Raw genomic sequence first — 14,862 nt, forward strand, 5'->3', positions numbered from 1 at the left:
CGATAAACGGTTCTTTAAACCAACTCTTTTTCAGGGTGTTGCCTGTTCAATCACTTCACCTGAGTAGGCTTTCAAGCCGCCGCCCAATGCTTTGTACAGTGTTAATTGATTTCGCAGTCGAGCCAGCTGGGTATCAATTTGAGCTAATTGAGCATCAATGTGACTGCGTTGGGCATCCAGTACTTCCAGATAGCTGTCGACACCGGCGTCATAGCGAATTTCAGCCAGTTCCAGACTGCGGCCAGTGGCTTTGGTTAAATCTTGTTGTGCTGTAAGCTGGGCATCAAGTGTGACCCTTGCCTGCATTTCATCCAACACTTCTTTGAAAGCTTGCTGGATAGTTTCCTGATAACGGGCGATATTAATATCTTTTTGCAATTCAGCCACATCAAGATTGGCATCATTTACACCCCAATCAAGTAGCGGTAGGGATAATTGAGGCGAAATCTGCCAGAGACGATTACCTGTGTTAGTTAAGTCTGAAGGTGATGAGCCGCCCAAACCCAGCGAACTCGTCAGGCTTATTCGTGGGAAAAATGCTGCTCTGGCCGCACCGATGTTGGCATTGGCTGCTTTAACCTGGTGTTCCGCCTGCATCACATCGGGCCTGGCCAGCAATACTTCAGAAGATAGATTTACCGGCAGATCTTGCAGTGTGTGCTCATCATCATTCCATTTCGCCGTCCATTGCTGGCGGTCCAATGTCTGGCCGACTAATAATTCCAGAGCAGTAAAGTTCTGATTAGCCTGTTGTTGATATAAAGACTCTGCAATACGTGCTTCATGCAAAGCGGTTTCAGCTTGTCGTAAAGCAAGCTCAGAAGCTAAACCTGATTCAAAACGCTTGTTAATCAATTCATAACTTTCCTCGCGGGCTTCACGAGTGGAGCGGGAGAATTCTAACTGGGCAATGGTAGCTTGCCAGCTGAACCAGGCATCGGCTACTTCAGAAACCAGGGTTAATTGAATGCTTTTTCGACTGGCTTCACTGGCAAGGAATTGTTCCAAAGCGGCTTGTTGCAAGCTGTCAATTCGGCCGAAAAAGTCGATTTCCCATGCCGAAATACCTACTCCGATCTGATACTCATCGTACACTCCACTACCGCCCAGACCAGTAGTATTTAAACTTTCCGGTACACGTTGACGGGTAGCACTGGCGTTGGCATTTACAGCAGGTAACAGCTCTGCCCGCTGGATTTTATACTGTGCCCGCAGTTGCTCAACCTGCAACACCGTAGCGCGAAGGTTGCGGTTATTTTCCAGTGACAAAGCAATTAATTGTTGTAATTGTTTGTCCTGATAAAATTCCTGCCAGCCGGTATCCGCAGCTAAAGAAGCATCGACAATCGATTCACTGCTTTCCAGCATCACAGGATTTGCCGGACGTTGATATTCAGGAATCATTGAGCACGCGCTAAGCATGGCTGACAATGTCATTACAGAAATCAGTTTCAATTTGGCATTCATGCCGATTCTCCTTGAGAAACCTGCTGTTTGGCAGCGTTTTACCAGTCATTTTGCTGGCTAATGTAAAGACCATCACAAAAAACATTGGAACAAAGAATATTGCCAGGCCGGTTGCGGTCACCATGCCACCAAACACGGCGGTACCAATGGCATTTTGACTTGCTGAACCAGCACCGGTACTGATCATGAGCGGTGTAACGCCTAACATAAAGGTTAAGGCTGTCATCGCAATTGGGCGTAAACGCATGCGTACCGCCTCCAATGTGGCATCCACCAGAGACAAACCGTCCTCATACAAGGTTTTGGCAAACTCAACAATCAGAATGGCATTTCGAGAAGAAAGACCTATCGTCGTTAACAGGCCAACCTGAAAATACACGTCATTTGACAACTCGCGACCAATCGCAAATAGCACCGCCCCGATGATACCCAACGGCACCACCAGCATTACTGAGAAGGGTACGGTCCAGCTTTCATAAAGTGCTGCCAGACATAAAAATACCACCAGTATTGAAAGCCCATAAAGCAGTGGTGCTTGGTTGCCGGATTGTTTTTCCTGGAATGAAATACCAGTCCATTCATAACCGATACCGTCTGGCAGCTGACTTATCAACTCTTCCATTGCCAGCATCGCATCGCCAGAGCTCACGCCGGGAGCGCCTTCACCTTGAATATTGCGAGAGGATACTCCGTTGTATCGTTCGAGTCTTGGAGAGCCGTCAATCCAACGACCACTGGTGACGGCGGATAACGGCACCATTTCGCCAATACTATTGCGAACATACCAGTTGCCAACATCTTCCGGCATCATCCGAAATGGCGCATCACCTTGAATATAAACCCTTTTGACCCGTTGGTTATCAATAAAATCATTGACATAACTCGGCGCCCAGACACTGCTGAAAGTACGATTGATTTCCGCTAATGACACGCCAAATGCGGCCGCCTTTTCATGATCAATATCAATCTTGAATTGGGGAGTGTCTTCTTGTCCGTTCGGGCGCACACCCATTAAACGAGGATCCTGTGAAGCCATGCCCAGTAATTGATTACGGGCATTCATCAATTCGTCATGTCCTACACCACCAACATCTTTTAAATGGAGGTTAAAGCCGCTTGCAGTGCCAAGTTCAATTATCGGTGGCGGAACGAAAGGAAATGCCATGGCATCCTTTATTTGACTGAAAAAGCCCATCGCCCGACCAGCAACTTGTTGGACATGTTGCTCAGGATTTGGGCGCTCAGACCAATCTTTCATATTGACGAACGCGATACCATTATTTTGACCGCGGCCAGCGAAGCTGAAACCAATGACTGAGAACACTGATTCGACATTATCTGCCTCTTCATCGAGGAAAAAATCTTCAATCTGGTTCATGACTTCCATCGATCGTTCTTTAGAAGCATTTGCTGGTAAGGTCATTTGATTAAACAAAATGCCTTGATCTTCTTCAGGCAAAAAGGCTCCTGGCAATTTGGTGAACAGATAAGCCAATAAACCCACAATGACTAAGTAAAGCAGGGCATACCGGCCCATTCTGGCAAGAATGTGTCGTACACTGCTTTGATAACCGTTACTCAGCTTGTCAAAGCCACGATTAAACAGGCCGAAAAAGCCGCGTTTCTGATAATGCTCAGGATCAACTGGTTTTAATAATGTGGCACATAATGCCGGCGTTAACGTTAATGCCACTAACACCGATAATGCCATGGCGGAAACAACGGTAATGGAGAATTGCCGGTAGATAACGCCGGTTGATCCGCCAAAGAAAGCCATGGGTATAAACACGGCCGAAACTACCAGGGCAATCCCGACCAGAGCACCGGTAATCTGTCCCATAGATTTACGCGTGGCTTCACGTGGTGACAAGCCATCTTCATGCATGACCCGTTCTACGTTTTCCACGACGACGATGGCATCATCCACCAATAGACCAATCGCCAACACCATGCCAAACATGGTTAAGGTGTTTATCGAAAAGCCAAAGGCATAGAGAATGGCGAAGGTACCCAGCAATACCACTGGTACGGCAATCGTTGGTATCAACGTGGCACGCAGGTTCTGTAAAAACAGATACATCACCAGAAAAACCAGAATAATGGCTTCAATCAGCGTTTTTACAACACTTTCGATTGAAAGTTTTACAAATGGTGTGGTGTCATATGGATAAACCGTTTCTAATCCTTGAGGAAAGAACGGCTCTAATTCGGCAAGACGATCCCGAACGCCTTGAGCCGTATCCAACGCATTGGCACCGGAGGCCAGAGTTATGGCCAGTCCTGTCGCTGTTTGACGGTTATATTCGGTTTCAAACTGATAGTTTTCACCACCCAGTTCGACTCGTGCAATGTCGCCCATGCGGATCTGCGAGCCATCCTCATTGACGCGCAATAAAATATTGCGAAATTGTTCCGGTGTTTCTAGCTGTGTCTGCACAATCAAACTTGCACTGATTTGCTGGCCAGGGATGGCTGGAGCACCACCTAATTCACCAGCAGCAATCTGCACGTTTTGTGCCTGAATGGCGCTGACCACATCATCGCTGGTCAAATTATAATGCGCCATGCTGTCAGCATTCAGCCATATGCGCATTGCGTATTGAGAACCGAAGATCTGAATTTGACCAACACCATTTACCCGGCTTAGTGGCTCTTGAATAGTACCGCCAACAAAATCGGCAATATCATATTTGTCCATCCGACCGTCAGTTGAAACAAAACCGATGACCATCATAAAGCCCAATCCCGCTTTATTTACCCGAATGCCTTGTTGTTGAACAATAGTCGGTAATAGAGGCATAGCTGATTGCAGCTTATTTTGTACTTGAACCTGGGCAATATCAGGATCAGTACCCGGTTCAAAAGTGATATTAATTTCACCGACACCACTGGAGTCACTGGTAGACGACATGTAAAGCATGTTATCCAGACCGGTCATATTTTGTTCGATAACCTGAGTGACAGTATTTTCTAGTGTCTGGGCGGCAGCACCGGGGTATTCCACTCGAATATTAATCGATGGGGGAGCAACTTCTGGATATTGTGAAATTGGCAATTCCAGTATCGCTAACAAACCTGCCAACATGATAAGGAGTGAGATGACCCAGGCAAATACTGGGCGGTCTATAAAAAACCTTGCCATTTTAGGACTCCGTTCCGTTGTTCATTGGGGTTTGCTGTTCGTTATTGTCAATTTCGACCGTTGCTTCGGGAGCAATTTTCTGCAGGCCACTGACAATCAAACGATCACCTTCAGCTAGTCCCTCATCGACCAACCAATATTGGCCCACTTCACGGCGAATTTTCAGTTGACGTGGTTCGACCTGATTATTGTCATTGACGATCATGGCAGAAGCATTACCTTCCCGATCAAATGACACACCACGTTGCGGCACCAGCAGTGCATTATCAATAGACGCTTCTTCCATATCCGCACGTACAAACATTCCCGGCAGCAATAAACCTTCGGGGTTCGGAAACAAGGCACGAATCACGATGCTGCCGGTCGATTCCTGCACATTTACTTCAGAAAATTGCAGCTCGCCACTGTGCTCATATTGACTGTTGTCTTCTAATGTCAGTGTGACAGTTGGGGCTGCCGCATTATCAATTTTGTTTTCTATCAATTGTTTACGCAGACTCAGCAACCTTTTTGAGGGCTGGGCAATATCAACATAGATGGGATCAATTTGCACAATAGTGGCTAATAGATCTGCTTGTTGTGCGGTGACCAAAGCACCTTCGGTCACATTAGAACGTCCGATGCGACCACTGATTGGCGCATTCACCTTGGTATAGCGAAGATTGATTTGTGCCGTTTCAATATTGGCTTTGGCAACAGCAACTTCTGCCTGTGATTGCAAGAAAGCCGCTAATGCATCATCGTAATCTTGTTGGCTAATCGCTTTATTGTCTATCAAACCTTTAAAGCGTTCTTCACGTGCTTTAGTGGACTGCAGGTTCGCTTCAGCTCTTGCCAATTCAGCCCTCGCCATTTGCAATGCTGCCTGAAAAGGCGCGGCATCTATTTGGTAGAGCTGTTGTCCAGCTTCAACATCAGCACCTTCTTCAAACAAGCGTTTTTCGATAATGCCATTCACTTGGGGACGCACTTCTGCCTGACGAAATGCAATGGTTCGAGCTGGCAATTCAGTGGTCAAGGTGACGGGCTGTTTGATTAAGGTCACTACATTCACTTTTGCAGGTGGCGGAGCACTATTTGTATCTTGAGTAGTGTTTGACTCAGATTGACATGCCACTAATCCGAGCACTAACAAACCACTTAAAGTTAACTGTTTAATAAAAAGGTTAAAACTTGGCATGTATTACTCCTGAGGGAATTGTCCGTTTGTATTTTTCGAAGCTGGGCCTGCAATAGCATCCCAGCTAGCATCAATGATATGGGTGAGTTGTTCGCTATCGACTTTGATAATGTCCAATAAGTGCTGACGAGCAAGATACAGATAAGGTTCAATACTAAAACTGATCAAAATATCGTCAGGTAAGTTTTTGATTTTCTGGGTTTTACGGCCCTGTTCAAACAAATGTTTAAGAGGCTGAAGCCCATCCCACGCATGGCTGTGTTGGCTGCGTAATACATCTGGTGGCAAATGATCAAATTGTGCTTTGCAATGAGTGATGCAAGAATTTTCGATACAAAATTGCCAAATATTGAAACAGATGTGTTGATACTGTTGTTTAAGAGGTAACTGTGGGTCGTGCCCTTCAAGAGAGGCTTTGACGAAATCATTGATGATTTGGGTGTTTAATTCCCGAATAAGATCTTCTCGATCTTTGAAATATAAATAAATCGTTCCAGTTGCAACACCGGCCTCTTCAGCCAGTTGTTTAATAGAAAATCCATGAAAACCATATTGAGCAAGCAGCTTTATCGTTGCACAAAAAATGGCTTCCCGTTTATCGGGTGACGGTTTGGCTGGTGACATAGATGACTTATTATGAATGAACGTTCATTCATAATATACTTGATCTAAGTTAAGGTAAAGTTAACGCAAGCAAAAATTACCTATGAAACTAAGCTGAAAAGTGGATAGTCAGCGAATTAATACATCATAAATGGTTTGTAGACGTTGCTTATCAGCTTCGATCAGAGAGGAGTTTTCTGTTCGTTGTTGCATCAGCTGCAGATGACGGGAAACCTCTGCACCAAATACCTCGGAATCAATATAAGCTAGAGCAGCTAACGCTTTTTGTAAGCGAAGTTGCACCTCGATCATATTGGCTCCATCACGTTCTATTGGCATAAAAATATCATCAAATAAATCGCTGAGATGGAGTTCTGGAACCAGTACATTCGGGTAGATTATTTGCTCATCTTTACCCGTAAATCTGCAATCTTTCCAAGGAACTAAGATACGCAGTCCTCGATTAATCACATCGATTGCTGTGCCGGGATCATTCACTGCTGGTGACAGAGCTCTGGAAGCGATTTCAGCTAAAACGGATAAGCCGAAGCGGGGATCCTGATCAAATGAACGCTCTTTACCAAGCGTGATCGCTTTACAAACGGCGCTATGAATCTCATCGCTCACCTTTTTTCGGATCCAAGCGATAGGTTTCGCAGGATGAACAAATTCGCCCGGTAATGCCATTACACCGATTTCTGTCTGATGATGTTTGGCGCACTCATTTAATGCACCGACATCGACATGTCTTACATAGCCAATAGTATCCCCATAAATTGCTTCAGCATTATCAGGAATAGTATTTTCGGTCAGTCTTTGAGCTCCGAGGGTTGGATGTTTGATACGTTGAGTAATCGTTTCTGCTGCTGCATTCTCGACGCGTTCTGTGGTCTCACCTACACGGCCAAGCTGAGAAAGATGCTCTATCCATCTCAAAATAGTGATGACAACCAAAATAATCACGCCGATGGTAACAACAAACAAAATTAAGCGACCATTCTCACCATATTGTTCGGTGCTTAAGGCAATGATACCGACCAGACTGTATAAAAATGAGCCGATGAAAGTGGCTAAAACATTTTGAGTGGTGGTGTCCTGTTGCACTAATTTAGTAGCGCGCGGTGTCACGCTACTGCTTGCTGCTGTGTAGGCAGCCACCATCACACTCAATGAAAATGTCGTAACAGCTAACATGCTGGACGCCAGAATATCGAGAATCTGGCCAACAGAATCAGCGCCGACACTAAATGGAAACGGGTTCTCGATAATATGTTGTGCAGGAATAGCAATCAGGGCTGTGACCACAGCCAACAGGGCAAATAATGAAGCTCGGATCCACAATGTTCGGGTAAGTTGAGAAAGCAACCATTGCCACTTTGAGAGCATTTTTAGATCCTTGAGTTAACGTTTAAGGCCCACTATCAATTAGCGATACCTTTTTAGCAGACATAAAAAAACCACTTTACCGCTAAGCGGCAAAGTGGTTTTTTGTACTACATATTGTGTGAACTATGGAGAGAAGGAAGAACCACAACCACACGTTGTAGTGGCATTCGGGTTACGAATCACAAATTGTGAGCCTTCAACACCATCGGTGTAATCGATTTCAGCGCCGACTAAATATTGATAGCTGGCCGGATCAATCAGTAATGTCACACCAGATTTTTCAACTTCTGTGTCACCTTCACTGACTTCTTCTTCAAACGTAAAACCATATTGAAACCCGGAGCAACCACCGCCAGTAATAAATACGCGCAGTTTTAATTGATCATTACCTTCTTCAGCAATAAGCTCACTGACTTTTGCTGCGGCTGAATCGGTGAAAAGAACTGGACTTGGCATTTCGCTAGTCATGTTTTACTCCGTATGTATCGAGGATTGTTTATTTATTATCCAATTCTGACTAAATTAGTCAAGTATTATGGTTTTTTTATCTTTTATCGCCACTTAAATTGTGACTGAAAAATAGTATCAAGCAGTTGAGTTGATTAAAGATAAATAGAGCCTAAGATTTTTGTTCAAGGTTCAAATTAGGATCGGTTGGGGTATGGTCCAAGTTCAAGTCGGATTGTTCTGCTTCACCTACATGAATCAGTTGTCCATTTACCTCACTACCCATAGCGACTTCTAACAACTTGTAAAACACATTGCCGTTGATACGAGCTTTTGCGGCAAGTTCAACATGTTCGGAAGAGTAAATATGGCCTTTCACATCGCCGTTAATTAGTTGAAAAGGAACTCTGATTTCGCCTTCTATGCGGCCTTTTTCACTCAGCGTTAATAACGCTGCTTCACCTTCATCAGCGGTAATGTTTCCGGTGATGACGCCATCAATTCTTAATCCGCCACTGAAATGAATATCACCTTTAATATGTGTGTTTTCACCGATTAATGTGTCAATTCGAGCGGCTTTGCGATGTTTTTGCTTTTTGCTGTTGAACATGAATTACCTCATTGCCCGATTGACGAATCTATTTGCCAATCAAAGCTACGTGAAATTAAGACTTTATCTTTCTGGCGCAAATCGACGCTGATTTGCTCCGGCTCAGGGAGTTCGGTCAAATTAAATACGCCTTCAATAACCTGGACATGGCGCAGATTCAGCGGATGTTCACTCACATTCAGTTCAATGGCTTTGGCTTTTTCGCCTTCACCTTCAATATTTTGCAAACGGATAAGGATTTCGCCGGTAATCGGTTCACTAATATTCTTGCCTTGCGTAATGACCAGGCGGTAGCGTAATTGCTCCGGGTTTTCTGAATCAGGGCGTAACTGCAAATCGCGGATCTGCAGTTCGCTGCTGCTGTTGCCCTGAGTAATGTTTTGATAGAAAAGCAGTTCTTTGTCGAGATCAATGACTTTCTTCTGCAATTGTTCCAGCCGATTTTGTAATTGCTGTGCCGTTGCCTGATGCATAGCTTTAACTTGTTGCTGGTTTTGCACTAATTCCGCCTGCTGCATCAGTTGTACTTTCATTGAGGCAAGCTGTTCGGTCATCTGTTTATTTTGTTCAAGCAACCGGGCTTTATCGCCACTGTCATGATTAAACCAATACCATTGGATTAGTCCGGTGATGACGATTGCTACTACAATCCAGAAGATAATCCGTAAAGGACGTTTCGGTTGAATAACATAATTATCCAATGGCGAAGTCATCAGGGGAGTGTCGCAATTTGATTAATGCCGGCACGTTCATCAAGACCAAACATGATATTCATGTTTTGAATGGCCTGACCCGAAGCCCCTTTAACCAGGTTATCAATTACCGATAACACTACAACCGTATCGGCATTTTCGGGTTGATGTACAGCGATTCTGCAGACATTAGCACCGCGCACACTACGTGTTTCAGGATGCGAACCGGCAGGCATCACATCGACAAAAGGTTCATCGGCGAACCGTTGTTCAAACAGGTCTTGTAAATCAGTTGCTTTCAGCAATTGCCCATACAACGTGGCATGAATGCCCCGAATCATCGGGGTTAAATGCGGCACAAAGGTCAGGCCGACGTCGGAGCCATTCATCTGGTTCAGGCCCTGCCGAATTTCAGGTAAATGACGATGACCGGCAACGGCATAAGCTTTCATATTCTCACTGGCTTCAGTCAACATGGTGCCAATACTGGCTTTACGTCCGGCACCGCTGACGCCTGATTTGGCATCGGCTATCAAATGTTTGGCATCGATGAGTCCAGCTTCCAATAACGGCATATAACCTAACTGGACAGCTGTTGGATAACAGCCGGCAACCGCAACTAATTGTGCATCACGAATTTTTTCACGATTAAGTTCAGGCAGGCCATATACCGCAAGCTCGGCTAGATGCGGGCAGGTATGAGGTGTTGCATACCACTTTTCCCACAACTCGATATTTTTCAGCCGGAAATCTGCTGACAAATCAATCACCCGAACGCCACGCTCGATTAAAGCCGGCACACTGGCCATAGCCACAGTATGGGGCGTGGCAAAGAACACCACATCACAGGCAGCTAAAGCATCGTCATCCGGCACCGTAAAACAGATATCAACATGACCACGCAGATTGGGATACATGTCGCTCACCGGCATACCCGCTTCGCTGCGAGAGGTGATAACTTCCAGAGAGACGTGCGGATGTACCGCTAACAACCGGAGCAATTCGACACCGGTATAACCCGTGCCACCGACAATTCCTACTTTAATCATACCCATTCTTTAATGTTGGTCAGGTGCCACATCATAAAAGAGCTGCGGCGAAATCTAAAGCTTTACCGTATTAAACTCTTGCTCTAATTCGTATTTTCGATTCAGAAAAAACAAACTGGAATAAGGCGCCTTAGGCACAAACTGTAACTTATCAATAAAATAAAACGCCGGTTTATGACCATTTTGTTGTTGAAATAATTCAGCGAGGATGGTGCTTAACTGCGGATCACCCAGATCAGTTTTAACTACCTGCGAATTTATTTTTAATGCCAGTTGAGCACCGGTTATTTGCCAGATAACCGATAAGCTTGCCGAAGCAGGACGCAGCGGTTTAATTGCATTTATCTGCCAACGCTGCTGTTGTTTCAGCAGCTGATAACAATCACAACGTATCACCGTTTCAGCAACGCTATTATTAATAAACAGTTTCAGTTGCGCCAAAATCAACGATTCCGTAACCGGCGGATAAGTAAATTGCTGTAACCGCCCAGTTCATCAACTACATACACCTCTGTGGTGTCGGTCTGGCGATAGGCAAATAAACTGACAATCTGTTGCTGTTGATATAACAGTAACGAGTTAAGCAGATTGTCAGTATCAAGATAACTGTCGACCCTGCTTGGCAGGTAAAGTTTTTGTTCCTCTGCAAGCGCCTGATTAAGCGTTTTTCCAGCGGCGAATGGTTTTATATGTAATGCATCGTCGTGCCATTGAATCTGTAATAAACGATCGCCAAGTGTCAGCAAATAGCGACCTTGCTGAGGATGATATTGATAATGCGTTAATACCGCCTCAAACAGCGTTTGCAATCGTTTGTTAATGGCCTGACCAAAAAATCCAGTGGCGCACCAGCATAAAATATGGCTGCTCAATTGTGTTGCTGGTTGCCATTTGAGTGTCTGGCTTAATCCTTCAGCGACGGCGTTAACCCCATCAAAACGATAGTGGTGCCATTGTCCCCAATTGCTATAAACCAACAGGTCCAGACTATTCACCAGATTTTGTCGGCTGGAGGTATAACTTAACGGATCAGTATTCAGGCTCGCCATCTGTACCGCACCAGTTTGCTGAATATCACTGCCTGTGGTTTGTAGATTAGCGAACAACATTAATTGTTCTGCTTTAGCTGGCTGCTGAAACGCTTCGCTACTTACCTCGTTCTGAGTTAGCGGTAAGGGGGATTTCAATAAAGTCTGGGTCAATTCCAACACCAGGTTGATATTTATCTGATGTTTTTGATCGGCCACTCTCAACCAGCTGCGGGTGGTGAGAATATTGTTGCGTACCGCCCAAGCCAGCAGATGCACCAGAGATTTATGTTGATTAAGGCCAACCTGTTTCGCATCGCTCAGTGGTATAGAACTAAGTATCCAATCGGATTGCTCAACGAAACGATACAGATACAATTGCTCTGGCCCATTGGGCATCTGCATCGCTATCGGTAATTGTTCGATAACGGAGTCTGTATTGTCGAGAGTAAGGGCGAGTAACTTCCCCAGCTCATCGAGTTGATCTGCGGCACTGGCTAAATGCTGTTTGGCAAATTGCTGCAAATCCGACAGAAAACGTTGCAATTTAGGCAACAGATCCGACCACCACTGCTGACGCTGCGGGTAGCTCCAATTGGCGCGGCTATCTTCAATTTTTAATGTGTCCGCTGACCAGCTCCAGTTGGTATAAATCTTTTGCAGACTAAAGCGCCGCCAGGCAAATTGAGGATGATGAACCTGTTGCGACAAACGTTCACCACACAGCGCATAAAAAGCTTGTCGGGCAATTTTTTGATCGTCGAGTGTTGAAAATTGCTCTATCTCGGTTAGCTTTAGGCCCGCTGGTTCCACCTGCATACTATCGGTTTCACCTTGTTCAACCTGCTGTTTATAGCGCTCGGCTAACGGAATGACGTTGGGGAATAGCGATAATTGATGTTGTAAAAAAACTAAATCCAGCAATGCGGTGGCATCACCCTGCAGGCTTTTTTTGAAAGTCTGACAAGCATCATTGAACAACGCTTGTGCTTCGACGGAAGAGTCAAAACCAAAGTCCAGCAGGCTGATTTGGGTTAAGCCGCGTTGTGATAATAAACGTTCGGCAATTTGCGGGTAGGAGAGTTGTTCTTCACTGGTGATTAGCCACCAAAGCGGTGCACTGCCAGCGATACAAAGGCCTTGAAGATAAAACTGTTGTCTTTCTGTAGCAGACAATGCTTCGTTGCGGCATTGTGTTTCATTAAGCAACCGATATCGTAAAGTGATGCCTAATGTAGCCACCCACTGGGTGATAGCCTCAACTTTGTTTTGTAATTGCGCCAGCTGATCGGGTTTTAAAGTAGCGTGATGCACCAGCCATAAATCAAAACTGGCCGGTTCCGGGTAACGAATTTGCCCGGCGGGATTAAGCAGGTAAATACCGCGTAAGGCATAACGACGTAACGCTTTGCGTCGATGAATAAAATTACGATTCAGACTGATAGCACTGTGCAGCGCTTCGCTATCCGGTTGGTAATCCATAATGCCTGCCGGACAGTCATCACTGACATAGCCCGGCAGCAGTTTATGGTTAATATGAAACAACAATGGCAGCAGACGATAAAACATCGCCTGCTTGGGTGGCGCCAGCTCTATTAAGCGACTGATCCGGGCGCGGTTATGTGCCTGAAATACGCGAAGAGCCTGGGCGCGATCCACAAGGCGCTCAATACTTAGTGGCGGAAATGCCGCATGCCGGTAAATACCATCGCAATGCCATGCTCATCTGCTGCCGCAATGACTTCATCATCACGCATCGAACCACCGGGTTGGATTACCGCGCTGATGCCAGCTTCGGCAGCAGCATCCAAACCATCACGGAACGGGAAAAAGGCATCTGATGCCATCACCGCTCCTGGAACCGTTAATACAGCATCGTTAGCTTTGATGCCAGCAATACGGCTGCTGACCACACGACTCATCTGGCCGGCGCCAATACCTACGGTTTGCTGGTTTTTGGCATAAACAATCGCGTTGGATTTCACAAATTTAGCGACGCGCCAGGCAAACAAAAGATCAGCCAGTTGTTCTTTGGTGGGTTGCAGTTTAGTGACCACTTTTAATTCAGCCTCAGTGACAATCTGAATATCGCGGTCCTGCACCAGCAATCCACCTGTCACACGTTTGAAATCAAAATCAGTGGCCGGAGTGGATGGGAAATCACCACTGCACAACAAACGTACATTGGCTTTACCGGCAACCACGGCTTTGGCTGCATCGCTGATTTTCGGCGCGATAATCACTTCGACAAACTGGCGATCAATAATCGCTTGTGCGGTTTTGCCATCCAGCTCACGGTTAAAGGCAATAATGCCGCCAAACGCAGAAGTTGGATCGGTTTGATAGGCCAGATCATAAGCTGTAAGCAAATCATCGGCTGTGGCGACACCGCAAGGATTAGCATGTTTAACAATCACGCAGGCTGGTTTGTCGTTAAACACTTTGACGCATTCCAATGCAGCATCGGTATCGGCAATATTGTTATAAGATAATTCTTTGCCCTGTAGCTGAATGGCTGCACCGATTGAACCGGTTTCAGCCTGTTTTTCCACATAAAAAGCGGCTTTTTGATGCGGGTTTTCACCATAACGCATGGCTTGTTTAAGCTGGAACTGACTATTAAATGTACGTGGGAATGCGGCTTTACTTTTATCAGCCTGAATAGTGCCAAGATAATTGGCAATCGCACCATCGTAATGTGCAGTGTGTTCAAAAGTTTTCAGCGCCAGATCAAAACGAGTGTGCTCATCAGTTCCACCCTGCGATTGAATCTGTTCAATCACCCGAGCGTAATCCGCCGGATCAACAACTACCGTCACGTCAGCATGATTTTTAGCCGCTGCGCGCAACATGGTCGGGCCACCGATATCAATATTTTCAATAGCGTCTTCCAGCGGGCAGTCTTCACGCGCTACGGTCGCTTCAAACGGATACAAGTTCACCACCACTAAATCAATCGGTGCGATGTCATGCTGTTGCATGATGTTGTCATCTTTTCCGCGACGACCCAGCAGACCACCATGAATTTTTGGATGTAAGGTTTTAATGCGGCCATCCATCATTTCGGGGAAACCGGTATGTTCGGAGACTTCTTTAACATTCAAACCGGCATCGCTGAGCAATTTAGCGGTGCCGCCGGTAGAGAGTAATTCAACGTTTAAAGCTTGTAATTGTTTGGCAAATTCAACGATGCCGGTTTTGTCAGAAACACTCAACAGTGCGCGTTTAATCGAGTTCATCAGGATTCCAGATTGAGAT

At 45.6% G+C, this 14,862-nt stretch carries 12 protein-coding genes; all 12 read right to left on the minus strand.

What is annotated here, in order from left to right; genetic code table 11:
* Window positions 1-30 precede the first annotated feature (30 nt).
* Entirely contained in the window at window positions 31-1,467 is a 1,437-nt protein-coding gene (locus E8Q33_RS07435; protein WP_136553893.1) for an efflux transporter outer membrane subunit, read from the minus strand.
* Window positions 1,415-4,609 (minus strand): efflux RND transporter permease subunit, encoded by a 3,195-nt coding sequence (locus E8Q33_RS07440; RefSeq protein ID WP_136553895.1) that lies wholly within the window; start codon window positions 4,607-4,609, stop codon window positions 1,415-1,417. Before E8Q33_RS07440 ends, E8Q33_RS07435 begins: the two co-directional genes overlap by 53 nt.
* Before the next feature lies 1 nt (window position 4,610).
* Entirely contained in the window at window positions 4,611-5,789 is a 1,179-nt protein-coding gene (locus E8Q33_RS07445) for an efflux RND transporter periplasmic adaptor subunit (RefSeq protein ID WP_136553898.1), read from the minus strand.
* 3 nt (window positions 5,790-5,792) lie between these two features.
* Complete coding sequence (locus E8Q33_RS07450; protein ID WP_136553899.1) at window positions 5,793-6,413, minus strand: TetR/AcrR family transcriptional regulator; 621 nt, start codon at window positions 6,411-6,413, stop codon at window positions 5,793-5,795.
* A gap of 108 nt (window positions 6,414-6,521) precedes the next feature.
* On the minus strand, window positions 6,522-7,778 hold the full coding sequence (locus E8Q33_RS07455) for a DUF2254 domain-containing protein (RefSeq protein WP_136553901.1): 1,257 nt from the start codon (window positions 7,776-7,778) through the stop codon (window positions 6,522-6,524).
* 123 nt (window positions 7,779-7,901) lie between these two features.
* Window positions 7,902-8,246, minus strand: coding sequence for an iron-sulfur cluster insertion protein ErpA (gene erpA, locus E8Q33_RS07460; RefSeq protein WP_069294759.1), 345 nt, complete (start codon window positions 8,244-8,246; stop codon window positions 7,902-7,904).
* Window positions 8,247-8,397: 151 nt separating this feature from the next.
* On the minus strand, window positions 8,398-8,835 hold the full coding sequence (locus E8Q33_RS07465) for a polymer-forming cytoskeletal protein (protein ID WP_069294758.1): 438 nt from the start codon (window positions 8,833-8,835) through the stop codon (window positions 8,398-8,400).
* Between the two features lie 8 nt (window positions 8,836-8,843).
* On the minus strand, window positions 8,844-9,548 hold the full coding sequence (locus tag E8Q33_RS07470; protein ID WP_136553903.1) for a DUF6776 family protein: 705 nt from the start codon (window positions 9,546-9,548) through the stop codon (window positions 8,844-8,846).
* Window positions 9,548-10,576, minus strand: a complete 1,029-nt coding sequence (gene argC, locus E8Q33_RS07475; protein WP_136553905.1) for an N-acetyl-gamma-glutamyl-phosphate reductase — start codon at window positions 10,574-10,576, stop codon at window positions 9,548-9,550. Before argC ends, E8Q33_RS07470 begins: the two co-directional genes overlap by 1 nt.
* A 54-nt stretch (window positions 10,577-10,630) precedes the next feature.
* Window positions 10,631-11,017 (minus strand): hypothetical protein, encoded by a 387-nt coding sequence (locus E8Q33_RS07480; RefSeq protein WP_136553907.1) that lies wholly within the window; start codon window positions 11,015-11,017, stop codon window positions 10,631-10,633.
* A gap of 2 nt (window positions 11,018-11,019) precedes the next feature.
* On the minus strand, window positions 11,020-13,263 hold the full coding sequence (locus E8Q33_RS07485; RefSeq protein ID WP_136553909.1) for a class I adenylate cyclase: 2,244 nt from the start codon (window positions 13,261-13,263) through the stop codon (window positions 11,020-11,022).
* Between the two features lie 14 nt (window positions 13,264-13,277).
* Entirely contained in the window at window positions 13,278-14,843 is a 1,566-nt protein-coding gene (purH, locus tag E8Q33_RS07490; RefSeq protein ID WP_136553911.1) for a bifunctional phosphoribosylaminoimidazolecarboxamide formyltransferase/IMP cyclohydrolase, read from the minus strand.
* Between the last annotated feature and the right edge of the window lie 19 nt (window positions 14,844-14,862).

The sequence above is a fragment of the Methylophaga sp. SB9B genome, assembly GCF_004832235.1.
GTDB lineage: Bacteria > Pseudomonadota > Gammaproteobacteria > Nitrosococcales > Methylophagaceae > Methylophaga > Methylophaga muralis.